The sequence below is a fragment of the Dyadobacter jejuensis genome (assembly GCF_003149085.1).
Lineage (GTDB): Bacteria > Bacteroidota > Bacteroidia > Cytophagales > Spirosomataceae > Dyadobacter > Dyadobacter jejuensis.
Window position 1 is genome coordinate 14,294 of the sequence record NZ_QGDT01000007.1, and the last position, 24,718, is coordinate 39,011.

16 protein-coding genes and 1 other RNA gene are annotated in these 24,718 nt (G+C 42.2%); 5 read left to right on the top strand and 12 right to left on the bottom strand.

The genetic code is table 11. The features are described 5' to 3' along the window. Positions 1 to 186 precede the first annotated feature (186 nt). From CLV98_RS13945 to CLV98_RS13995, 11 genes are all read right to left on the bottom strand, one after another. Positions 187 to 585 carry a hypothetical protein gene (locus CLV98_RS13945; protein ID WP_109674955.1) on the bottom strand — a complete coding sequence of 133 codons (399 nt, stop codon included), beginning with the start codon at positions 583 to 585 and terminating at the stop codon, positions 187 to 189. 249 nt (positions 586 to 834) lie between these two features. Beyond that, positions 835 to 1,635 carry an SH2 domain-containing protein gene (locus CLV98_RS13950; protein ID WP_109674956.1) on the bottom strand — a complete coding sequence of 267 codons (801 nt, stop codon included), beginning with the start codon at positions 1,633 to 1,635 and terminating at the stop codon, positions 835 to 837. Position 1,636: 1 nt separating this feature from the next. After that, positions 1,637 to 1,825: a hypothetical protein gene (locus CLV98_RS13955; RefSeq protein WP_109674957.1), complete on the bottom strand. Its 189-nt coding sequence runs from the start codon at positions 1,823 to 1,825 to the stop codon at positions 1,637 to 1,639. A 284-nt stretch (positions 1,826 to 2,109) separates the two neighbouring features. Beyond that, positions 2,110 to 2,670, bottom strand: coding sequence for a retropepsin-like aspartic protease family protein (locus tag CLV98_RS13960; protein WP_109674958.1), 561 nt, complete (start codon positions 2,668 to 2,670; stop codon positions 2,110 to 2,112). A gap of 2 nt (positions 2,671 to 2,672) precedes the next feature. Then, positions 2,673 to 4,253 (bottom strand): hypothetical protein, encoded by a 1,581-nt coding sequence (locus CLV98_RS13965; protein WP_109674959.1) that lies wholly within the window; start codon positions 4,251 to 4,253, stop codon positions 2,673 to 2,675. Then, entirely contained in the window at positions 4,253 to 5,182 is a 930-nt protein-coding gene (locus CLV98_RS13970; protein ID WP_109674960.1) for a hypothetical protein, read from the bottom strand. The genes CLV98_RS13965 and CLV98_RS13970 overlap by 1 nt, the downstream gene beginning before the upstream one ends. Positions 5,183 to 5,192: 10 nt before the next feature. Further along, positions 5,193 to 6,227, bottom strand: a complete 1,035-nt coding sequence (locus CLV98_RS13975) for an SF-assemblin family protein (RefSeq protein ID WP_109674961.1) — start codon at positions 6,225 to 6,227, stop codon at positions 5,193 to 5,195. Positions 6,228 to 7,835: 1,608 nt separating this feature from the next. Continuing rightward, complete coding sequence (locus tag CLV98_RS13980) at positions 7,836 to 8,342, bottom strand: hypothetical protein (protein WP_146202282.1); 507 nt, start codon at positions 8,340 to 8,342, stop codon at positions 7,836 to 7,838. Between the two features lie 160 nt (positions 8,343 to 8,502). Then, positions 8,503 to 12,792, bottom strand: a complete 4,290-nt coding sequence (locus tag CLV98_RS13985) for an NACHT domain-containing protein (protein ID WP_109674963.1) — start codon at positions 12,790 to 12,792, stop codon at positions 8,503 to 8,505. Positions 12,793 to 13,002: 210 nt separating this feature from the next. Then, positions 13,003 to 13,375: a transfer-messenger RNA gene (gene ssrA, locus CLV98_RS13990) on the bottom strand. A 165-nt stretch (positions 13,376 to 13,540) separates the two neighbouring features. Beyond that, positions 13,541 to 15,814: a TonB-dependent receptor gene (locus CLV98_RS13995; protein ID WP_229203376.1), complete on the bottom strand. Its 2,274-nt coding sequence runs from the start codon at positions 15,812 to 15,814 to the stop codon at positions 13,541 to 13,543. A 148-nt stretch (positions 15,815 to 15,962) separates the two neighbouring features. On the opposite strand from CLV98_RS13995, the gene hemF reads away from it, so the two are divergent. Continuing rightward, on the top strand, positions 15,963 to 16,880 hold the full coding sequence (gene hemF / locus CLV98_RS14000; protein ID WP_109674965.1) for an oxygen-dependent coproporphyrinogen oxidase: 918 nt from the start codon (positions 15,963 to 15,965) through the stop codon (positions 16,878 to 16,880). A 52-nt stretch (positions 16,881 to 16,932) separates the two neighbouring features. On the opposite strand, the gene CLV98_RS14005 is transcribed toward hemF, so the two are convergent. Next, a complete protein-coding gene (locus CLV98_RS14005; protein WP_109674966.1) occupies positions 16,933 to 18,012 on the bottom strand; it encodes an o-succinylbenzoate synthase in 1,080 nt (359 codons plus the stop codon). A 69-nt stretch (positions 18,013 to 18,081) separates the two neighbouring features. Between CLV98_RS14005 and lpxK the strand changes: the two genes are divergently transcribed. From lpxK to CLV98_RS14025, 4 genes are read left to right on the top strand one after another with little or no spacing between them, the layout of a single operon-like run. After that, a complete protein-coding gene (gene lpxK / locus CLV98_RS14010; RefSeq protein ID WP_109674967.1) occupies positions 18,082 to 19,140 on the top strand; it encodes a tetraacyldisaccharide 4'-kinase in 1,059 nt (352 codons plus the stop codon). Positions 19,141 to 19,148: 8 nt separating this feature from the next. After that, a complete protein-coding gene (locus CLV98_RS14015) occupies positions 19,149 to 21,137 on the top strand; it encodes a putative porin (protein ID WP_109674969.1) in 1,989 nt (662 codons plus the stop codon). 29 nt (positions 21,138 to 21,166) lie between these two features. Next, positions 21,167 to 21,760: a MiaE family protein gene (locus CLV98_RS14020; protein ID WP_109674971.1), complete on the top strand. Its 594-nt coding sequence runs from the start codon at positions 21,167 to 21,169 to the stop codon at positions 21,758 to 21,760. Between the two features lie 45 nt (positions 21,761 to 21,805). Continuing rightward, the gene (locus CLV98_RS14025) at positions 21,806 to 24,718 is read left to right on the top strand and encodes a PD-(D/E)XK nuclease family protein (protein ID WP_109674973.1); all 2,913 of its coding nucleotides are present in this window, start codon (positions 21,806 to 21,808) and stop codon (positions 24,716 to 24,718) included.

Here is a 24,718-nt window from a genome sequence, read left to right on the forward strand (position 1 = left end):
TGCAAAGTTCAATAGAAACAAGGCGACAGTTTTAGTCAAACCTGACCTTTTTGTAATCGCATTCGGCTTATTTATAAGTATGCCCATGCGGTTCATATAATACGCTGTTCCGGGTAAATAGCACTTATGCCATTCTGAGTAAATTCGGGGGAATGCGAACCCTGCATTGTGGGGGGTGCGCCAAATTTAAGTGGTTCCAAGGAATAAAAGTCCGGCAATCAGCAATAGTAAGATCCACTGTCCCAGTTTCAAATAATTTTTCGGAAACTGTTTTGAAATAGAAATTGTCAATGCCCAAACTATTGCATAACCTAAAAAATAGATTGTCAATATTTGCAATAATGTTTTTTCACTCTGAAAGAAGTCGGTGAAGTTAATCAGTCCAAGTCCTATAGTTGCAAAAAGTAAGTCAAACGAAACCCAGTGCCAACCGCATCTTGCCATGGTCCATTTTTCTCTTTTTTGGAAATTTTCATCGATTCCGCCCGTAGGCTCGTTCACTTTAAGTTCCTTATCTCCAACAACACAATGGGCTATAAACGCTAAGAGTACTAATATGTTCGCTATTAAATTGGGTATGTTCATATTTTATGCTTCTGTGTTGTTTTACAATGCCGTTGTACCACTCCTACTAACATGGCTATTGACCGAACCAATATCATCAATGTAAAATGAGTCAAAAAGCTTCTGCACAATAATATCTAAATTTTAGAAGAGATTCCTTTCTGTGGTACCTTTCAAAGCCTAACTTTAATCCCTAGCCTTAAAAATAATGAACGGAGGCTGCCCCCTATCAGCCATTTTTACTGGCACAGTATCGCCGTTATGGGCAGACTATATCATTTCAATGGCATCTGTTAAGTCCTCATTGCTTGAAGTCTCTTCTATTAACCCGATATAATTTATATTGAGATTTATAATGTTCCCCATTGGAATAATAAATCGACTTGGGATCCGATAATACTTGCTATTTCCCTCAAAGGTATGCAATGGTTCAACAGCGTCATCCACCAACTTTCGCCTTTTTGGATATTTCAAATGCACGGCCGTGAGTTCACCATCGAGACCGATATGATAATCCAATAATCGACCAATATAAATATATTGATGTCCCCCAACGTTACAGAGAACATCAATACTCACGAAAGAAATCTCATTATACTGATCAGGCACATCTGGAAATCCAAGGCATTCTCCCGAAAAGATATAGTGCCATTTATTGGAAAATCTAAATATTCGGTAGTTCAGATCTAACCTAAGTCGCCTTACGATGAACCGAGTCAGATGACCAAGCCCATAACAGCCAAATGATAATAACACGATGTAGGCACCAATTAGATATTTGTAAGCATACAATAAATCGAAGGACTCACTTGCCCCACCCTTTTGCTGACCAGCCCCCAAAAGTAGCGTACCTAATAACCGAAAGTCCACCCTATACCCAGAGCTCCATTCAATTAGAAAAATCCCTAAAACATGGGCAAGAAAAGCGGGAATAATGGCAATGGAGATCTCCTTAATGAAATCTGAGGCTGGCTTCCGGATACAAAGTTTTGATGTTCTGTAGGCAACGATATAGATATACCCTGGGGCAAGTATGATAAAGATGATGATAGAGGTAAAGGCAAAATTCATTTTACCCCAATTTTTTCATCAGGTATACCTTGTCTTTGATTCTAACCCTTACTGGTTCTACACCCTGGCCGTGCCGCAAACTAATATCTACTAAAGCTCGGCCAATAATAGGATCGGCCATTAGCTCTTCCCCTAGCAACTTGGCTTTAGACTTACTTTTACCAAAAAACTTACTAAGTAACTTCGACATAACCAATGAGCTAATGATTGACAAAAGTTATTATAATACCCGCATCAAATAGGCGAATAATTTACTATAAATATAAGGTCTAATCTAAAATTTCCCAATTAAAACTTCATTAGCCTAAAGAATATTGCAGACTGCGATGCATGGACCCATTCACCCACTCAAAAACGAGCCCTGTTTGTTGAGCGCAAAGAACCCTTGACATAATTTCTAAGTATGATTAATTGTAAAAATCTTAAGGATCTCAATTTCCACAGGGTCATTATGCTCCAGAATATCCAACAGCCTCATTTAAAAATTATATCTCCATTAACATTGTCAATTTCGATACTTCCAAATCTCTCCAATACTGATTGACCTAACAAAAGAGGTGCATTTACATTGTCAATAACTAATGCTTCAACATTATCTAAAATCACATCGCCAATTTTTACTTCACGCAAATTAATTTTAGTACCCTCAGAAATTTTACCAGTTGCATCTTGAAAATATTCCACATTTAAAATATCTTCTTTCCTCAAAGATCCTTGTCTAAATAAAACCGTTGCTTCTGCTGGTGAAATACAAATGCTACTTGCTCCCGTGTCAAAAATAAATCTCAGTCTAATTTCATTAATTTCTATCCAAACATATCGAGCCCCATTTTGCAATTCCATTTCTAAAATATTCCGATTTACAAGCCTATTGTTGTTATGGGTTTCAGACTGAACTGCATTCATATTGAGGTGATCCCTTTCCGAACTGAATTCCTTTTTGTGGCCTTGATTTCGGTCATACTTCTTACCTTCTGGGTGGTTACAACCTATAAGGCTAAAAGAAATAATTAATGCATAAAGTGGTTTATTCATATTTATTTCTTATATGATGGAATTAGTCTTAAAGTATCTTTAGAGAAATAGTAAACTCCTTCCTTTACTTCAAAACATTGCATGTTTCGTTCTAAGAGATGTTTAGAATACACCTCTTCCTGGCCAGAATAGAAATCTCTTATTGCTGTGGGGTTTTTACTAAAAATTACCTTTACAACATCATCCAATTTCATATTGGGTTTCAAATATTTAGCTACTATTCTATAATAATTCTCATTTAGTATTGAATTTGATATCGGGTTTAAATCCACAATTTTTAGCAACTCAGCAGGATGCTGTACGTCTGGAGCAGTATTTAATTGCTTATGAATTACTTCTATTTTATTCTCTGAATTTGATTTGTAAAATAAAAAGTAAACCCATGTAACAATTAATAGAAATGCTAAAACCAACGTTGCAACTTTAAATATGTCGATTTTATAAACATTCACGTCTACCTCTTCTCTTTCTTGTTTTCTATTACGCCCACCGCTATACTCATATTCTTGACCTTGGTGTTGAGTATTTAAAATTCCTTTTGGTTTTGGTTTTGGAATTGTAGTTGTATAATTTGGTCTTTTTAAGTCGGAAATTCCATTGTTAAAGAGTATTTTATTGCAATTATGAATTTGTTTAACTTCTTCTAATTTTCCGTTATTGTGTCTTAATTGATTAATTAAATCCTGAGCATTGTTTATAAAGTCATCATAAAACAGTCCAATTTTATTAATATCTTCTTTAGATTCTTTTAGTTTTTTCTCATTTTCAAGATGGTCCCTTTCGGCTTGCTCAATTTGTTTTTTAAACTCTTGAATTGTTAAAAGTTTATCTTCACTAATTTTTTGGATTTCTTTTTCAAAATCTAAAATTGATTGTTCTCTTTTCCGCTGTCTTTCTTCTATTAAGTTGTTAACTTCTCTATCAAAATCTCTCCTTTCGCCAACATTTTGAATTAATTTAAAAACACCCTTTTGATGAACAAATTCAGCAACTTCGTGACTGTCTGTAAAATAAATTGTATCATAAGAACTTAACAAATCAATAGACTTTTCGAAATATTTATTTAAATCATTTTGGTTTATACTACAGAATACAACTAAGTTTTTATCAGTATTCTGCTTACAGTCCAAATTTTGGATATCACGTAGGTTAAATTCTATTTTATCAAAATCTTTAGGCTTTACAACAGTAAACTTATCAGAATGATTTACGGAAATTGTATTATTTGACACATTTTTACTAACCAATTGATTGTGAAACTCAGTTATTTGTGATATTACAATGTGTTCTTTTGCTATTTTATTCGTAAATAAAATACTCGACCCAATGAAAGTACCTGACCTATCAGAATTTTGTTCTTTTGCATAAGTATAGATAGAGTATGCAATGGAATTAAAACCATTAACATATTCTTTTCTAATTGAAAAGACTTTAGAGCTGTTAAATAATTTTATGGCATTCGTGTTTATGTCAAATGTTTTAACGGATTTGGCTAACTCTTTACTGCCAACAAAAAATGTTTGTTTAAATCCATTAGGATTTCCAAATGTTCCAAATGCAATTAAATTGATGCTATTTACCATTAATTTGTAAAGCTAAATTTAATTCTTTCCCAAAATGTACCTTCATAATCCAACGGATAGCCAGTAATACTTTCATATAACCAATTTGACAAAACACCAGCTGTATCTAAATTCAAAAGAGTAATTTTTTGCTTCCCGTCTTGACTCTCAACGTTTCCTATTGTATAGAAAGTTTTGCTTAATTCGTTGGCGTCAAACCTTTGGCTTGTTCTTCTTAAATTATTTGCAACAAAATTATCTAACTCTTCGGGGCTTTCTACATCCATTCTACCTGATAAATCCCATTTAGAAATTACTAAAATAATACTTACAGGCTGCAAATTCTTACCTTTTCTTTCAAGTTCATCAAGAAATTCATTTATTAGCGTATCGTCTTGATCGGCTGTATCATAACTTGTAACGATAATAAAAGTTAAAGGAACATTAGAACTTAAATATTTAGAAATGTGGCTTTGAAAATTACCGCCTCTTTTAATCGCTCTTAAATCTTCCCCAGAAGCTTCTAAAAAAGTTAAATTTACAAGTGGAACTTTTTTAGATTTATTATTTGGTTCAAAAACCAAATCAATTTCAAGCACTTTTCCAACTGTTGTCCTTTCGGGTAAATAGCCCTGTCTGATATTTTCATAAAAATCGTATAAAAGCGTTTGAACTTCTTGAGAATTGGGGGATCCAATTATTGGACGTAAAACCCCAACTTGTGAGCTTAAATAATATAATAAAGATGAAAGTATTACTGATTTGCCAGATTGTGGATTTCCAAAAAAGAAAACAAAATTACTATTTCTATTCTTTATTTCATTAGTAGCAGTTTTTGAAAGCGGGACAGAACTTCTTAAGCTTTCTTCGTTGGTATCTATTGATAATGGCTTTAATGTTTCAGAGTCATCCAGTGACAATGGTCTCAATTGGTCATTTTCGTTATTCATATTTGTTAAATTATTTCGTTATTAATGTTTTACCAACTCTTTTTGTACCAATGACACTACCAGTATTTCCATTTCTTGGGTCTGTAGGCATCAATAAGATAATAATTAAAATGCCAAAGTCTAACAATACACAACCTGCCAAAACAACAAAAGCAAACATTCCAAAGTTTTTAAGTGCATGGTCAAAGGCATAACCTATTTTCCCTACTTCTTGTGTTTTAGATAAAGACGATGAAAATTTAAATTTATCAGCCCCTAAAATAGTATGTGCGCGATTTCCTAACTTGTTGTATTCAGTCAAAGATTTGTCAATTTGTCCTTGTGCCATATCATCTATTTCACTTTGTGAAAGCAATAATAGACTTTGAATATCTTTGTTCCACTTTAATACTGCATTATTTATGTCTAATTTTAATTTTTTCTCGTCTGGTGACAAATTCTCTATTTTTTGAATGATTTGTTGTTCATATCTATCCGCAAGGTCAGCATAACCTTGTGGTGTATTACTAATCGGAGTTAAAGGAGTTAGTTTACCTCCCAATTTTTTTTCAATTCTTGCAATTATTATATTTGACTGCTCTCCTTTACCTTGATTTTTCGGGTCGGTTATTTGCATTCTTAAACCATTTATTTCACCAACAATTTCTTGTCTAGTTCTTGGGTCAGTTACTGAATAATTTAATTTTGCTTCTACATCTGTTTCAAGGTCATTAAATTTTTGATTTATTTCTCTTAATTCAGTCGTAAAAATATCAGTTCTCATAAACCTTGTATACAAAGCATTGAAGTTGGCCACAAAACAAAATGCAGCAAAAAAGAAATATATCCAACCTAAACCAGTCGTAGAACCACCTCTTAATCTTACTAATCGAAGTTGCCAGAGTAAAAAAAGCAATATTAAGGACAGCACTAAAGCAATTATGACTGAACTCCCTCCAAAAATTTGGTCCAAGCCTAACCAAGTTTGGTAAAAACTGACACTAATAAGTAGCACAGCAAGGAGTGCCAAAAATAGGTCCGTTACTGTAAATAATTGTTTCTCCATTTTCCTGTATTTATTTAATTGTTAATTATTATGTGGTTTTAAATATCTTAAATTCTGCGTCGTAATAGTACACAGTCCCTTTTTACCAGTAGATTTCAAATTTTTGTTCTTCATAAGCCTGCTTATATTTAGCATTTTCGTCCTTTCGGGAGAGGCATAGCATCTCTACAGACGTAACCATTACCTCTATTTCCGTTATATTCGTGGTACAGTTGAACTGTCCTTTATGTTTAAATTATGACCAATGATTTCGGTTACGAATCATTTTTCACCAGATTACTTCTCATAATTATTAGTGCTTAATTTTCCTTTCTGATAAACAGAAATTCTTTTTTATTTGTACGTGGCCGCTAAATCGGCCAAATTTTCCAGTTACACTACTTTGTACGATTTAGCCTTGGAAATCCAGCTCCGCCCATAATGGCCCTGAAACGTTTCCGCAGTGGCAAGTGCGAATTTTACCACGGTAAAATTCACCTCCCAAGGTTTGTACTTTTAGTATTTTACCTGAATTTTCATTTAATGTTAGCTTATTAAGCCCCCGCATAAAAATTGCGGTACTTAGGTGATAAAGCTAATCACTAGATTTCAAATCTCCAAATCGACTAAAGGGCCAACAATTTGGTCAAAACCTTTTGTAGGCATTTGTGTATAAATTTCTGTTGTTTTGGTCTTTAGTAACCCAAAAGCATCTGTAGATTATTTAGATCAGTTCCTTTTTATAATAGATATGGGGTATGTAGCATGTTGGCACAGGATCGTTTTAGGCCATGAATACTCACATCTGAATCCTACTAGAGTCTAGGTATTTGATTTTTAGACTATTAACTAATCTCATCTATAGCATAGTAAATGATATGCTTGTTAAAAAGGGATTGTATCTCACCTAAGATGCTGCCTTCAAAATAGCGGTTATTGATAGAATTCTTAATACTTTGGATAAGGATGTCTTATTATGGGCCCAATTAAACTGTAAAGTATTTCTTGGGCCTCGAAGAACTCTTTTACAGTCCATTGCAATGGCAAGAATCACCGTATTATGTTTAGAATCAGACCTATTATATCTCCTGTATAATTGCCAAACATGGTTTTCAAGCTTAATTGCCTAAACGAACCCTTTATGCACTTGCTCCTATTCGGTGGATACCTGGTTACTTATTCTATATTCAATTATAAAATATTCGCAATGCTATTACCAAATACGCTAAACCCTATACGTGTTTACCAGTACCTTATGATAAGCCCTCCTACTTTCTGGCCCCATCCTAATACCCCTCCCAAAAGTTGAGTACCGAATCACCGAAAGTCCACCCTATACCCAGAGCTCCATTCAATTAGAAAAATCCCTAAAACATGGGCAAGAAAAGCGGGAATAATGGCAATGGAGATCTCCTTAATGAAATCTGAGGCTGGCTTCCGGATACAAAGTTTTGATGTTCTGTAGGCAACGATATAGATATACCCTGGGGCAGAATACCTTCGCTAAAGTTCCAAAACCATTTATCAACGACATCAAAAATCTTAAGGATCACAATCCCAAAGGGGTCAGTATGCTCCAGAATATCCAGCCGAAAAGGTAAAACTTCGGTTGAGCACTTATTAGCTTGTTTATACACCGTGCAGTAGCACGTTTTTATTTCCATTTCGAACAAAAATCAGAATAAAGCCAATTAGCGTTATCGCATATCCAATAATCAGTCGAAAAGGCAATGGGATGATATGCCACAAAATCAGATTAGCAATTAAAATAATTACAACCCCTAACTTATTGTTTTGAAAGTAATTAAAGCTTAAAATCAATAAACCAAGATTAAAAACCTTAGAGCTTGGGCCTATGCTCATAAAAGGTTTCCAGATTGATGGGACCTTCGAAATATGATTAGTAAATTCATGACGCATTGCGTCGCTTGGAAAGCTCCACCAAATGAAGTCCAAAACACACATTCCAATAGTACAAGCAATCCCTATTAAAGTTAAAGGAATTCCAATCAGGCTAAAGATTTTTTTAGGAAAAGAAACAACTTGAGGAATTAGTAAAACTACGCCAACCAACAAAAACCAATGTGCAAAATCAATAGGTTGTTGAGCGTACACAAATTCATTTCCCTTAGACATTATCATCTGACCAATTAGTAAGAAGACCAATCCAATTAAAAAAGATATTTTGTATGTCAGTTCTGTTCATTGTTTTTTTATGTGCTATAAGGGTTTGGCTATGCGCGATGTCAGGAAGGGCATTGCGTATAGGTGTTGTTACCCATAGTAGTTTTATCTTTCATTCATCACCTTCTTCGTCGTAATCCCGAATATAGCTATGCATCTCTCCTTTAATTATCCCATTGGAATCCATGTGATAAAGACCGCCAACAGCATGATCCAATCTTGGATGTCCAGAGTAGTTGTTGCCAATAATTTGCTTTTCACCCTGAATTATCCACACCAGGTTTAATCCAAATTCTTTTAGAATTTTCTGGACATGAGTTTTACGTATCAAAAGACAGGCTAGCCCCTTTTCATAAACAGATGGATCGAAACAGACCACTTCCCCTTGATCGTTCAAGTATTCACCTTCATTAAATGAAGGCTTCAAGCCAGTTGCCATTAATGGCGCAGGCTTGTAATAGCTAATCGGCTCATCTTTGGAACAATCAAATTCTTCATTCCACAAAAAATACATTGCTGTACTGTGCGCCAGAGCAACCTGCTTTCCCTCCTGATCTTCAAGCTTCGATGGTAGAGCATCCCCTCCATAATATGGAGTCAGTTGAAAGAAAAGCGAAGCTGGCGACCAATAATGTTCATGACTAAAAACTTCATATCGGTTCGATACGTCTGGCATCCAACGTCTCCATGCATTATCTACATAATCTACTTTGAGCATTTTGCTCAGTTCCTTTGGCTCTACCAACCAGCTCCCGATATCGAACCAGATTCTTTTACCATTAGCATCCCACCGATCTTCTCCCAATTTCTTCGGCTCTCTCCAATCAGGGTGCATATTAAGATTCAACCACTCCACACCTTCTGGATCTATTACCGTAATTAGCTCTTTTATAGATGGAAGATCATCAAACCTCCTTTTCCATGTCTCTACACCTTCCGACCAATTCTTGTATTTATACGGAACCCACCAGGGCAGATCTTCTGCTTTTTCAATGGAGTTTTCTTTTTGCGTTGTTTTTACAATAATCGAAGGGTCAATGTCGCGCACATATGGTCGCCAAGGGCCATCGTACTTTGCATATTGTTTACTTTGGCTCAGCGAGTAGCTTCCTTCATCATGCATTTTGCAGTTATCCGATACCCTTGCAAGAATTTCATAAAAAACTATCCATTGATACTTTTTGCCAATTCGTTCCTTACGTCCATTTCCACGACTTGACCCTTGTCTGGAATCGAAGTCAGTGAAAACTTCAGGGTTATAACCCAGTTCAAAAATTCGCTGTACTCCGTAATTGCTTAATCCATTGTAATCTACTTCCCAGTTACGCAATGCACTTTGGAACGTATATCTTCCGAAATCACCATAACGAGCCTTTCCCCTGCCATATTCAGTTGTCATTGAACGTAATATTGCTGTTGTTCCCCATGCTTTTTTTCCGAAGTGTCCATCTTCTCCTTTGGGTTGGTATTTAGCATCAATTTCCTCAATGGTCGGGAGTTTACCGGGAAGTTCACTTTTGTAGGGTGGTCGAATCTTTTCAATTTCAACCGAAGGTTCCATATTTAGGTGAACAGTATATTCAATTACGCCTCTTGCATAATCCCGTAGCAGGACGTGTGGATAAACCTGTTCGGTACTAAAAATAGTTTTATAGATGTAGTCGCTAAGAGTTACCAATGACTTTTGATCCTGTGTCCGCAATGCGCAACCGTATGCTACGGCATACAATCGTTCGGACACGTAGGGATCGTTTACTCCTTCAAACTGCTGCAATACCTTAACAAGAACTGTTACACGATTTTGTAAAAGACATACTAATGCTTTTGTGGCTGCATCTCTTAGATACCTGTTTGAACTAGTAAGGAACCAAGCCAGCATGACCCCGGCCAGCCTTGCTGATTCATCACTAACTTCTGCTCTCGATTCTTCGCTCCAAGCCCAGTCGATCAACCGTTTTACCGAGTTATAACCTGAATACTCACCATATTTATCTTGTAACCAGGTAGTCCAACACGCGTCTCGTTGGGCCAAAGACCGTTGATAAAGAACCTGGTGATGCTTGTCTGCATTGAAATAAAATTGGGGCTTGGTGGCCATTGAGATAGAAATTTCCAAAAACTGATAGAAGAGATCATCATTTTGCATTAAGACCTCATTGACGTATTTCTCCGAAGCCTCACCTATGGTGTCAGTGCGTCTCCACATCAATCCAGCAATAAAAGCATTGGCTACTGAATAATATTTGGCTGCGAAAGGTGCTATTTCATGTAATTCTTTACCGACACGTTCAGGTACTTGCACAGAAAGAGCTTCTATAAGATTTATATTGAAGCTTATTTCAGACTCGTCCTTGAGCAACTCTCTCAATGGGCCGGATTCAAATGATTTATTAGGGTCGCTGGGATCAAGGTATTTGTCCAGCATCGCAGAAACAATTAAGTGATCTTGAAATCGCTGGTAGGCAAAGTGAATCCCATCATAGTGCTTATTCTCTTTCCAATAAAAGTCTTCATTAATTACCCCTTCAGAGATTAAGCGCTTCAAATACTGCTTATCATCACTTCCGCATTTATTAACAAATGTCTCGTTGGCAATTTCTTCGCCTGCTTCATAAGACAGATGATCTTCCGTATCTTCAACCATTTTCACCACTATTCCATTCACTGCCTTTCGCAGAAGTTTCAACTTTATGTCATAGTCCAGTTCGTCTGGCAGTGCCAACTTTTCTTCAACACCTTCAAGATAATTCTCGATGATTGCTGAAATTCCTTGGTACCCATCAGGTACCTGTTTAAGTCCTCGTTTATTCAAACCTTCGCAAAAAAGCTTTAAAAACAGGGGGTTCTGAAATTCAGGATGCAGTAAAGGAGAACCAGGAGGGATGATATCGTAATATTTAAAGAAATGATCGGATGCTTTATACTCCAGACCTTCAAAGCCAGGATGGTAAATTCGCGAAGCAATTGAATTATCAATATCTCTTACAGGAGCGATTAGATTTTCAAAAGAATTTCGAATGCTAACAATAAGACCAAGCCACGGAAACCGATGAAACGAACGTATGAAGGATTTTAGTTTTTTATACCAAACACGCCTTCCATTTCCCTCGTTCAGGGCATCAATTACAATAATGATACGACTCTGTTGACATTCAGCTTTCGCATTCAAAGCCCCTAGTAAAACATTCTCATCGCCATCAAACCGAAGTTGATTCCCCAAAATTTGTGTCCATGGCATTTCATTGGTAGAAAAGTTCTCTCCCAATAACAACAGACTGATTTGATTGTTAGACCTTCTCCCAGAAACGATGTCGGCAAGAGCATGAGACTTTCCAATCCCTGCAGGGCCTACCATGATCAGGTAAGGGGCATTGGCCAATGTACATACTTTTGAATTCAGAAAGTTATAGAAATCATCAATTGCACTGGAAAGCTCCCGCATCTCGTGAAGCTCATTATTGTAAGGGCGCAAATAATAATCGACCCTCTCCCCTTTTTCTATTTTTACTTTTATCGCATCTTCCCTCCATTCATAGAATTGGCCTGATATTTCTCGGGCTGCATCTTCTACACATTTCAGTTTACTTTTAATTGCGTCAAAAGGAATTTTATCAATTCCGGAAAAATCAATATTTTCGTAAATTTTCCTAAACGCTTCTATAGCCTTGTCTAAACTGGATGTTTTTTCTTTAAGCTCCTTTTGCTTAACATGTAAATTTGCTCTCCTTCGTTTTTCAAGTACAGCTTCGTAATGGGAGTTGATCTGGTTGGAAAATTTCTGATCTCGCGTAAATCCATCATGGAAACGAAGGAAGGGTAAATCCAAATTTAATTTAGGGGTGTACCTACCACCAAGTGCATCTATGCTTTCCTGATTTTTTGTGTCGAACCACTGATCTGTAAGTTCAGCCTTTTTAAAGAAATAATAGATTAGTCCCTCCTTTTCCGGCTTTATAAGACGTGTTTCCATTTCATGTTTTCCCCAATATTCGAAGGAAACCTTCATTTTCTTTGCCGTGGCATACTTTTCCCAAGCAACCACATGATTATTCCATTTCTGAAGCATTGATTTACCTCGTACCTTCCCATCAGGTCTGTCAACAGGTATGGCTATGCAATATTTCTTTAGTTTAGGGTGATTATCAATGGCCGATTTGACAGATTTATCTACCTGTGTCCACTGGTTGTCCGACAAGCTGTTTGTAAAATACTTGGCCTGCCAGCAATGAATATCTCCATTCCTCAATTCCCAATAACATTCCTTCCCTCCATCAGGTTTACCAATTCTTGTGAACAGTACCTGATTTGGAATTATCTCCTGCCCAGCAAGTTGACATACCAATTCTTCGAATCCTTCTCGTTGGCCTTCAATTGCTCTGATATTGTTCCAGTTAATGCTCAAGTTTTCGGTATCTTTTTTCTATTGTTGCCAACATTAGTATAAACTCCCTTAATATACACTATGTCGTATGTATCGCAACTATACATACCTATTTTTTCTTGTAAATATCAAAAAACACGGGCAAGAAAAGAAGGGATCATGGATAATTAAAGGTACGAGCCCGTACAGCAAACACAAAAAAATCCCTGATAATATGCTCATTATCAGGGATTGTGGAGACGGAGGGATTCGAACCCTCGTCCAGATCAGGGAAACCCTGCGCCTTCTACATGCTTAGCCTTCGATTCGATTTTCGAGCCAGACAAGGTTCAAGGCGGACCCGCATCATAGCCTTAGATACTGGTGTCTCGTTGGATTTCCGTATCACTATACCAACCAGCGCTGCGTTTCGACACCTCTTAGCCCACCCGGCAGCACGTGAGGTGGAGAGATGATGGCATTTGGTTAATCCTCCGGATTAAGCAGCCATGGCGTAATTAGATTCGCCTGATATTGTTTGAGAATATTATTTACGGGAGGTACTCTCAACTCCCGACATGCTTACACACAGAACCTCAGCCCGCTGTCAAAACCGGTCGCCCCCGATTGTTGTTGTGTTTCACCGCTTTGTTATACCTACTCTTGGGTCCTAATCACCCGGTCGATAAAGTCTGGCAGCTTTCAAAATACACGCAATAGTCCCAAATAGTTCAGAAATAACGCGACAACTTTGATATTATTTCAGAACTTACTGATTACCAACGCTCCCTTAAAACTGTACCCTATAGCTGAGGACAGGAATAAGGCCCAGCTGATCCCGGAGTACCACCCTTTTTTGGTAGCTGTCATAATAGCTATAGGCCTGATTTTTCACACTCATGACGTTCTGCAAATCCAGCGACCAGGTACTGTTATACCCTACCTTGCTCCTCTTCAGATAGACTCGAAGGTCGGGGCGGAAGTAGTCCTTAAGCTTTATACTAAAGGCCTGATCCTCTAGGTAGACCGTCTGACCACTGATAGCCGAAGCCTGGGCATCGATGGGGGTATCCCTAAAGCCTCCTATCCAAAGGGCCTTGAGGTTCACCCCCCATGTCCTGTTGGTTTTGGTAGCGAATTCCTTCCCACCCGTAAAGCTAAAGGTATGGCGCCCATCGAAACGGGTGCTGCGCCACACTTGGTCGCTGCCCTGATAGGTAGACTCATATAGGGAACCTGCCACAATAAAATAGAGCTCATCGGTAAGGTATTTCTGCCAGGTAGCCTCTAGCCCGATATTTCGTCCTACTCCAGTATTGGCCAGGGGCTGTGCTACCACCGATTCCATGGCATTGAGGGCAGAGAACGAATTGGGGACTTGCGAATTGACCGGTATATCGAAAAGATGTTGCCAATAGGCTTCCAGTTTCAAGCTGCTGCTTTGAGGTAGCTGAAGCGTATATGCGAGCACTACCTGGTGCGACTTAGACACGCCAATCGTGCGGCCATAGGAGCGGCCTGCTAAGTAGGTCTGCGGCAAGGGCAACTGACTTTGTAAGCCATAGGAAAGGCGCAGCTGATTTGCAGGGTTCATCTGATAGCTAATGGCAGCACGAGGCTCTACGGACCCTTCTTTCGATTTGGAATAATAAAGATAATGAAGCCCTAGCTCGGTAGACCACCGGGGAGCCAGCTGCCAATTGATGCTGGCAAAAGGCTGAAGAATCAATCCTTTCAATTGGAAGTCGATGGGGTCGCCCCCTCCTACTGGTGCCTTACTGTCGAGTCTGTCGTCCTGTAGGGTAACAAACCCTCCCGCTTTCAGCTTCACGGCCGTGGAAAGCCTGCTGCTCCAAATACTACTGAGGGAGACTCTACTTTTAGAGAGTCCGTCATTTTCATAGTAGCGTTCGGTCTGCTGCACGGGATCGACCCATGCCGCATCGCGGGTGGTAGTAAGCCCCGAGGCTACAATAGCAGTTTTAATGGCGTTTCGATCGTTCAGGGGCATGGAATGGGTGATTCCAACGGCCCCCATTTTGTTTTTAAAATAGATATTCTGACCATCCTTTTGAAATTCCCAAGTAGTGCTGTCCGTATCGGCCTTAAAGGTGTTGCTACTGATGCCCCCCATGCCAAAAACGGTGAAGGTACCGGCTTTTTGAGTAGGGAAATTAAGGTTAAATGATAGATCCTGAAAACGATTATCCTCTCCACCGAAGCTCACCCCCATGGCCGACAGCAACCCGGTGAAGGAGTAACGGTAATTGATCAGATAGGACGCCTTACTGTTTTTGGAAAATGGCCCTTCGGCTGCTACGTCGAAGCCTATCAAACCCGCCTGAACGGTGTATTCTCTTTTTTCATTATTGCCATTGCGCAGGCGAAGGTCCATCACCCCCGATAGGGCGTTGCCATAGGTGGCAGGAAAGGCTCCATTCATAAAGTAAGAATTGCCCATCAGCTGTGTGCTCAGTATATTAACCCCTCCGCCGGTGGTAGTAGCTCGGTCCGAAAATGTCCCGGCATTGCTCAGGTGGTTAGGGTTAACGATCTCTACCCCTTCCAGTCGCCATTGCATATGATTAGGGGCGTTACCCCGGATCACCAGTCCGTTGGCCTGGTCGTTGGCGGTGGCTACCCCTGCAAAAGAGGTGGCCACTCGGGCAGGATCGAGATACGTTGCTGCGTAGCGGAGGGTCTGCTCGGTGGTGATTTCCTGAACGCTACTGAGGGGATAGGGCCGCTGGGTACGCACCACCGCCTCTTGCAAGTCGGTAGCCTGATGTACCAAGTCCACGTCGCGGATCAGCTCCTTGCCCGATACCAGCAACAGCTCTGGAAGCTGGAGGGTTTCGTAACCCAGGCTCCTCACTTCCAACACATAGCGACCAACGGCCATATTCTCGAAGCGATAATGGCCATTTTCATCGGTAACAGTCCCCTGGCCCGTTTTAGCCAAAGCGACAGACGCACCTATGATAGGATAACCGGTATCGACGTCCCGCACAGTGCCTCGAATGGTGGAGGTGATGGACTGGCCCAAGGCCACGGTAGTAGTCATCAGTAAAAGTATAAGAAGTCGGATCATGGAAAGGGCTAACTAAAAATTTCTGTCAATATAGCCGCAAAAATACAAGGTTCTAGCTTAGGAATAGCCCGGCAATGGGCAATTATAGTAATTTTGCTTCCCGAATAAAATACGAATAGACATGGATATAGAAGATATTATCGGGTTTTTCAAGGACCTTCAAGACCAAATATGCAAAGCGCTGGAAGCGGAAGACGGCTTAGGGGAATTCCAAGAGGACCTCTGGGAGCATCACTCTGGGGGTGGTGGCCGTACGCGTCTGATTCAGGATGGCGCAGTAATCGAAAAAGGCGGCGTTAACTTCTCTTGTGTACGAGGGGAAGTACACCCTCGCCTGCGCGGTCAGATGAACCTGAGTGACGGCGACGATTACCACTTTACCGCTACCGGGGTATCCATTGTGATGCACCCGAAAAACCCTAACGTTCCGATCATCCACATGAATGTCCGCTATTTTGAGCTAAGTAACGGCACCTGTTGGTTTGGTGGAGGGATAGACCTTACTCCCCATTATGTACTGCGGGAAGACGCGACCTGGTTTCATCGGTATCTGAAAACGGCCTGCGACCGGCACCATGAGGCTTTCTATCCCGAATTTAAAAAATGGGCAGATGACTACTTTTTTATACAGCACCGCAATGAAACCCGTGGAGTAGGCGGTATTTTCTTTGACTACCTCAAGCCCGATCAGGACGGCAAGTCACAGGGGCTGTCGAAAGAGGCTTTATTTGCCTTCGTAAAGGATATTGGAGAAAGCTTCGCGCCGATCTACACTTCCCTCATGGCCAAGCATAAGAACGAAGCCTTTAGCCCCCAACAAAAGGATTGGCAATATATTCGCAGAGGGCGCTATGTGGAGTTCAACTTGGTGTGGGACCGAGGCACAAAGTTTGGGCTGGAGACCAATGGCCGCACCGAGTCCATCCTTATGAGCCTGCCCCCGCAGGCCAATTGGGCCTATAACCTGGTACCCGACCCCGGAACTCCAGAGGCCGACACCCTCGCACTGCTGCAAAAGGATATCGATTGGGTGTCCTAAAAATGCCTCAGGTTTCCAGGGCCATTGCCGATTCGGTGATGGCCTTTTTTATTTAAAAAATCGCCCCCCAGCTCGTGGAAAGGTCGCTGTAAAGATGCCCTTTACGAACAACGAGGGAAGCGTCAATATTATTGGTATAAAGCTGCCCCGTGCCTAAGCCTTGAGGAAGTCCGTTGCCATATTGAGCGGTAAATTGAGCGATGGCATTGAGGCCAACATTGGACTCCAACGCCGAGGTGACCCACCAGTCGATTCCCAGCCTGCCGGCAATCTCAATCCACTCGGCGGTTTGCTGAAAACCTCCCAATAGCGATGGCTTCAGGATGATAAAAGGAGGCTTAACTTTTTTTAACAAATCGAATTTCTTCCTATAATCGAATATACCGATCAGCTCTTCGTCGAGTGCCACGGGCACTGGCGAGCTATCGCATACCCGGTGCATGAGCTCAGGTTGCCCACTCTTGATGGGCTGCTCGATGGAGTGAATATCGTAGGCCGAAAGCCGCTCGAGGCGCTCGAAAACGGTGGCCTCGTCGAAGGCTCCGTTGGCATCGACCCTGAGGGTTATCTGCTCTGGGCTATAGCGCGCCCGTATCTTTTCTAACAGGGCACATTCTTGGTCAAAATCGATGGCCCCTATCTTCATTTTGATGGTGGTATAGCCCGCTTCTAATTTCTCATGCGCCTGGGTCAGCATGTCTTCAAAGGGTCCCATCCATATCAAACCGTTCATTAAGATCCCCTTTTCACCCTTTGAGAAGGCATTATCGTACACCACCCTTCTGCCTCCATTCATGATATCGAGCAGGGCCGTTTCGATTCCAAACCGAACTGAAGGCAACTCCTCGGGGATCACCTGGTTTAAAATGATAGGCAGATTGAAAGGAAAAACCTCGAGGTCCATGGCGTTGAAATCGTCACATACCGCCTTCAGCTGATCCGCAAAATCGGGCCGATCGTCCACACTAAGGCCTGGCAAAGGCCCACATTCCCCATAGCCATATACCCCCGGAAGTTCAGTATCTTCTACCCGAATAAAATGAATATTTTTTTCAGTTAGCACGCCTCTGGAGGTGCCAGCTTGTTTCTTAAAATTTAGGGTGTAGGGTCGGGTGCTTATTTTTAAGGGCATGTTGATAAAGGTGTCGGTTACAAACGGGGCGTCAAAAATAGCCAAATTTTATGTAATTATGTGGTTAAGATGAAACAACCTACTTTAAGCAAATTAGCACTCCGTCCTTTTTCAGGTCTTTATGGCCTGATAACCGGAATAAGAAACTGGCTTTATGACCACGAGGTATTTGCGGTGGCCAAGGTACAGCCTTTTACAATTTCGGTAGGCAACCTTACCGTCGGTGGAACGGGCAAGACGCCCGTCACCGAATACCTCACCAGGCTCCTCCTCCCCCATTACGACCTGGCGATCCTGAGCCGCGGCTATGGGCGTAGTACCAAAGGATACTTATTGGCAACACCCACCACCGACGCCAGGCTTATAGGAGATGAGCCTAGACAATATTTCGAAAAATTCGCTCCGACAGTCGCCGTAGCCGTATGCGAAAGTAGGGTTAAGGGAGCGCATCGATTATGGCAGCAATACCCTCAAAAAGAACTCCTACTGCTCGACGACGCCTTTCAACACAGGGCGATAAAAAGAGATATCAATATATTATTGAGCGATTATAACCGGCCATTCTATATGGACCACCCTTTTCCGGAAGGACGCCTGCGGGAGACCCGCCATGGAGCACGCCGGGCTGATCTAATATTGGTCACCAAATGCCCTACGTCCCTGCACATCGACGAGAAAAACCATATCACCCAGGCCATCCGTAAATACTGCCGCCCAGAAGCCCCCATCTTTTTTGCAGGAATAAAATATGGCCCACCCATTTTGATCTCCGGAAAACAATCCCCAATAAAACGCGTTGTCTTGCTTACTGGAATCGCCAATCCGGCACCCTTTTTGGCAGCCATGGAACAAAATTTTGAGGTGATGGGTCATTATAACTTTCCCGACCACCACAATTATACCGAGGATGACCTCCAAGACATGATTGGAAAGCTAAAAAACGATACTTTTGTACTCACAACGGAAAAAGACATTGTAAAACTCAAATCCCTCGATCTGGGGAGCCTACTAGATCAACGCCTCGCATATGTGCCCATTGAGGTCGATCTGGCAGAGAACCAGGAGGCATTTGACCAATACATCGAACAAAACATCAAAAAAGGAACGAGCCTCAATCCGTTGAAATAAAGTTATTTATGAAATTAAAGTTAGTACTTATTGTCGTTCTAATGGCGCTTTTGGCCAGCAACCAATGGGCTATGGCCCAAATAAACCTACCTGCAGGCCTCCCTATGCCAGGGGGCAGCGCTGGAGGCGGGGGGAGCCAAGGCGGAGGTGGTGGTGGAGCCGCCTTACTCGACGATAGCACCAAAAACATCTATGGACCGAAAACGACCGTACATTTTTTCGAAAAAGACATCCTTAATAATAGGGATTCGGTACGCTATCGGGTAGACACCTCCCTTACCAATTTTCAACGCTGGACGCCTATAGACAAATCATGGGGTACCCTGATGGACCTTGGAAATGTGGCTACCGCTTCGAATCCAATTTTTTTCCAACCCCGCAGCGATATTGGTAAGCAGCTGGGCATGCGTGCCTATGATGCCTATGCTATCAAGCCCGATGAGGTTTATTATTATAATACCAAATCACAGCATACCGACCTCACCTTCGTCTCTGGGGCCAAAAAGACCTCCATGGGGCGCTTCGGCTATACCCAAAACTTTGGGCCTCGGCTCAATATAGGCATCAAAGCCCAGCGGCTTACGTCCAATAAACAATATGGTACCTATAGTTCGGTCAATTCTGAAGCTCTATTAGGGCAGAATTGGACGTTTTTGGCCCAAGGCAGTTACTTTTCGAAAAACACCAAATACCTGATCCTGGCGCATTATAGGCACCTCAACCAAAAAGTGAGGGAGCAAGGCGGGGTAATCCCCGATACTTCCGAAGGTGGTGATGGAATCTATACTTACGATGGAGACGCCCGGATCAGCGACGACGCCAACTCCTGGGAAAGGCGCCACGGCTTTCATATTTACCAGCAATACCGACTCGTAAATGGATTCCAGATCTTCCAACAGGCCGACTATCAAAGCACGATTAATCGATATACCGATTTGGCGCTGACCAAAGGGATTAGCAATGGCATTTACAGGAATGTATATGCCGACTCAACCTATACCCGGCAAGACCTTTTTCATAAGCTCTTTGATAACAAATTCGGTATTAAAGGAGTGTTCTCAGGGTTCAACTACCGCGCTTATGTACGTCAGCGGCTCTATGGCCTCAAAACGGACAGCCAGGTCACCAACACCGAAGGCTCACCCTATACCCGCTACCGCACGGGCCTGAAATTTGAGAATATGCTAGGACTTTGGCTTGGCTATTATTTTAAAGACTCTACCCAGTACCTGACAGCCGAAGGAGAGCATTTGATAGGAAAAGATCTAAAATTAAAGGGCGAAATAACTACAAAATGGGCCAAAGCCGGCTACCAGACCATTTTATGGTCTCCAGACATGCTCATGGACTTCTACTCTAGCAACAACCTTAGCTGGAAGAACGACTTTAAAATGGAATGGGTGAACACCATTTATGGTTCCATTCCTATCAAGACCGAAAGGGTTCATTTCGAACCTGAAATGCAGTACCACCTCATTCGGCAACATATGTATTATGACCAGGAGGCGGCCCCTCAACAGTATGGAGGTACCATTAATCTGTTTCGAATAGGCGCCACTGCCGACATTCAGTTGAACCGCTGGAACCTAAGTGCTCGTACCTATTATACCTTAAACGACACGAAGAGCATCATTCGTAACCCCGATTTCTATGCAAGTGGCCAGGTAACCTTCGACTTCGTTTATTACCAGGCCCTGTATGTGCAGCTAGGGCTCTCTGCCAACTATCGTTCGTCCTATAGCGCCTATGCCTATATGCCCCTTACGCAGCAGTTCCACTTACCCAATGGCTTATACAGCGAACAACAAACAAGGGAGTATTTTGTTACCGATGCCTTTGCTAATCTGCGTATCAAAAGGGTGCGACTGTTTTTAAAGTATTCGTATTTGAACATGGATCTTTGGGGATTGTTCCCCGCCGGCAGTTACCAAAGTCCGGGTTATTTGGATATTCCTCGCTCCTTTAGTTTTGGGATCGTATGGCCTATGTTCGATTAATACCGATCCATATTAAAGCACCTTAGCCTATGTCCATTACCACCCTAGGATTAACCTTACCAACCGACCCCCGATGGGTCGATATCGCCTCTATGAACCTTGGCGATATTCTCATAGACCATGCCTACTGCGAACAGAAAGCGGCCTCATCCTGCATTTCGTTGATTGTACACTACCCCGAAAAAGTGAAATTAGTAGAGGTGCTCACCCCTATTGTTGCAGAAGAATGGGGCCATTTTCAAAGAGTACTTAAGGAATTGAAGAAACTCGGACTGCCCTTAGGCCGCCAAAGAAAGGACGAATATGTGGGTCAACTGATGAAACTTGTTCGCAACAAAGGCGACTATGAAGAGGCACTCCTGGATCGACTCCTGATATGCGCCCTGGTGGAGGCTCGGAGCTGCGAACGTTTTAAAATACTCTCCGAATCCCTGGAAGATAGTCATTTAATAAAGTTTTATAGGGAACTGATGGTCTCCGAAGCCGGGCATTACCGTACTTTTTTGGAACTTGCCGAGACCTATATCCCTAAGGAGATCGTTCGCCACCGCTGGAAACAAGTGCTAGAGGAAGAGGCGGCCATTATGCTCAGTCTTACTCCACGCGCCGACCGTATGCATTAGTCAGCCCTTTTTCCAACACTGCTCAAATATATAGCTTCCCCATCCATGCAATCCTTTCTTAACCGAGTAGCCCAACATATATATAGTCGTCACCCCCAAACGCTTGGGAACGTCGGGGTGGTAGTGCCAACCCGTCGATCGGCATTTTTCCTCCTGCAAGAATTATCGAAGGTCACCCAAGAGGCTATTTTAAGTCCCGACGTATTGGCCATCGACGATTTCGTTGAATCCGCTACCAACCTTAGAATCGAGGACCCGGTCCATCTGATGCTGGAGCTCTACGAGGCCTATAAGGAAATAGACCCTCAACTGACTTTCGAGCGATTTATGGGGTGGGCAGCGGTGCTCATGAGCGATTTGGACAAAATAGATCAATACCTAGTCGACACCCGATACCTATTCGACTACCTATCCGAAAGTAAAGCCCTGGAGCGCTGGCAAATGGCCCTTCCAGAAGGCAAAACCTTGGAGTCCCAGGGAGGAACGAAGCAGTACTTTGCCCTCTTCGAAAACCTTCAGGAATTATATTTAAAGTTTAGAGAACGGCTAACGCTCCAGGGAAAGGCCTACCGGGGGATGATCTACCGCCAACTTGCCCAAAACCCTGATTTTGACCTAAAGGCGAATCAAAAGTATGAAAGAATATATTTTGTAGGCTTTAATGCCTTTACCGAGGCCGAAAAAAGTATCATCCAGTCTTTGGTAAAACAGAACCTGGCCGAGGTATTATGGGACACTGACTCCTATTATATGCGCCTCAACGAAGGAATGGAAGCGGGAAAAATCCTCCGCGACTACCAGCAATCCGGAAAATTTGGCCCCTGGAACTGGACAACCGACCACCTGACCACCTCCTCCAAGAACATTACCTTTTATGGGGTCCCTAATAACACCCTGCAAACCAAGGTAGCCGGCCAGTTGTACGTGGATATGTTACTGGCCGACGAGCCCGAAAACCCCATTCCCACGGCCATCGTACTGGCCGACGAAAACCTGTTGGTTCCCATGTTGCACTCCTTAGATCCCTGCATCAAGGATCTTAACGTTACCATGGGCCTCTCCATGAAGAATTCCCTACTTTATACGCTCATCGACAGTATATTTGAACTTCAGGAGAATACCATTTCCATTAAAACGAAGGATGCTAGGGTAGTAAATATCCCCAAATTCAACCACCAGTCTATCGACAAGGTGCTGAATCACCCCTTTATACGGCATTACGAGAACAAAGTATTACGAAAGGAGGGAGTCAGCCTTACCGTGGTTCAGGATACCCTGCATTATATTGAAAACTTCAATAAGGTCTATCTGAGCGCAGAGGAATTAATAGAGCTAGGCCAGCAGGATCCTATGTTCCAGATACTTTTTACCCATTGGAACAAAAAGAACCCACAACAGGTTTTGGATACTTTTTATGGACTTATTGACCTGCTACGGGTGGTGTATAAAGACTATAGCAATGCTTTGGAAACGGAGTATCTCTATCTTTTTTACACCCTACTCAAGCGATTTGAACAGACCATCGCCGAACGGCCCGAAATCCTTACCTTCCGTACACTACGAGGCTTCTTGTATGAGCTGATCCGACAAACGGCCATTCCGTTCAGTGGGGAACCCATTAGCAACCTACAAATACTGGGTATGCTGGAAACCAGAGCGCTGGATTTTGAAAGGGTAATCATCATTTCGGCCAATGAGGGTATTTTGCCGAAGGCCAAACGACAGAACTCCCTCATTCCACACGAGGCCTCCCAAGCCGTAGGGCTCCCTACTCAGCTTCATCAGGAGGCCGTGATGAGCTATCATTTTTACCGACTGCTCCAGCGTGCCAAAGACGTACACCTACTCTACGTCAACACCGCCACCGCCAATAGTACCGGGGAGAAAAGCCGCTTCCTTCAGCAAATTGAGTTTGAGCTATCCCTATACAATCAGGAAATAACGCTATCTCATCGGTCGGTCCGTTTTGAAGGTAAAGAAGTTCCAGAAGTGGACACGGCCATAGAGAAAGACCCACAACTGATACAGGCCATCAGGGCTTATTTGGGAGGAAAGGGACTCTACCCTACCCATCTGAATACCTTGATACGCTGCAGTATGCAGTTCTACCTGACGCATATCGTAGGGGTACAGGAGAAAAGAGAAGTGGAAGAAGAACTGGGTATGGACAAAATTGGTACCTGGCTTCATGAATCTATGGAAACGATCGATAGGGAATACTTTATAAAGGAACAAGACCCTTCGGAGGCGGAAATTCGCCAGGTACTTCGAGCGAAATTCGAAGAACGCTTCTCCGGATATATTACCGATCAAGGCCTCAACCGCATCTATTACCAGATTGGCGAACAACAGGTACTGCGTTTTCTAAAGCACCAAATGGAACAGCAACCCAGGCGCAAGGTAGTAGCCACCGAACAGGCCTTACGAACCCAAATAGAACTGGTATTACAAGGTGAGGTTACCAAGGTCAATCTGGGAGGGAAAATTGACCGGATCGAGCTCGACGATCAGCAGAAATTACTGGTAATGGACTATAAGACCGGGAGCGTCCAGATAGCCAAAGGCACCAAACTGAACGATAGTGAGCTGCAGGACAATATCCTCACCACCGACGGTGACCTCAAGATGGGGTACGTTCGGCAACTGTGGATGTATGAATATTTGGTATACCGCAAAATGCTGGAGGAAAATGGCTTACGGCTGGGGAAGGATTCCTATAATATGGATCAAAACCGGGTTCAATCGGGCTTTTATTCTTTCCGTACCCCCACCGACCTGATCGCCAATCCACTGATATTGACAGGCACCGAAGGGAACGCTCAGGAATTTATGAAGAAAAGTGAAGAGCTACTTAAGGACATTCTGGATCGGCTCCTGGACCCCGACATCCCCTTCAGCAAAACCGACGATTTGAATATCTGTCAATATTGCGATTTTAAGGGGATATGTGGCCGATAG

Coding starts and splice junctions, on each gene's coding strand:
- CLV98_RS13945 (WP_109674955.1), bottom strand. CDS start 585: ATGAACATACCCAATTTAATAGCGAACATATTAGTACTCTTAGCGTTT.
- CLV98_RS13950 (WP_109674956.1), bottom strand. CDS start 1,635: ATGAATTTTGCCTTTACCTCTATCATCATCTTTATCATACTTGCCCCA.
- CLV98_RS13955 (WP_109674957.1), bottom strand. CDS start 1,825: ATGTCGAAGTTACTTAGTAAGTTTTTTGGTAAAAGTAAGTCTAAAGCC.
- CLV98_RS13960 (WP_109674958.1), bottom strand. CDS start 2,670: ATGAATAAACCACTTTATGCATTAATTATTTCTTTTAGCCTTATAGGT.
- CLV98_RS13965 (WP_109674959.1), bottom strand. CDS start 4,253: ATGGTAAATAGCATCAATTTAATTGCATTTGGAACATTTGGAAATCCT.
- CLV98_RS13970 (WP_109674960.1), bottom strand. CDS start 5,182: ATGAATAACGAAAATGACCAATTGAGACCATTGTCACTGGATGACTCT.
- CLV98_RS13975 (WP_109674961.1), bottom strand. CDS start 6,227: ATGGAGAAACAATTATTTACAGTAACGGACCTATTTTTGGCACTCCTT.
- CLV98_RS13980 (WP_146202282.1), bottom strand. CDS start 8,342: ATGTCTAAGGGAAATGAATTTGTGTACGCTCAACAACCTATTGATTTT.
- CLV98_RS13995 (WP_229203376.1), bottom strand. CDS start 15,814: ATGACTACTACCGTGGCCTTGGGCCAGTCCATCACCTCCACCATTCGA.
- hemF (WP_109674965.1), top strand. CDS start 15,963: ATGGATATAGAAGATATTATCGGGTTTTTCAAGGACCTTCAAGACCAA.
- CLV98_RS14005 (WP_109674966.1), bottom strand. CDS start 18,012: ATGCCCTTAAAAATAAGCACCCGACCCTACACCCTAAATTTTAAGAAA.
- lpxK (WP_109674967.1), top strand. CDS start 18,082: ATGAAACAACCTACTTTAAGCAAATTAGCACTCCGTCCTTTTTCAGGT.
- CLV98_RS14015 (WP_109674969.1), top strand. CDS start 19,149: ATGAAATTAAAGTTAGTACTTATTGTCGTTCTAATGGCGCTTTTGGCC.
- CLV98_RS14020 (WP_109674971.1), top strand. CDS start 21,167: ATGTCCATTACCACCCTAGGATTAACCTTACCAACCGACCCCCGATGG.
- CLV98_RS14025 (WP_109674973.1), top strand. CDS start 21,806: ATGCAATCCTTTCTTAACCGAGTAGCCCAACATATATATAGTCGTCAC.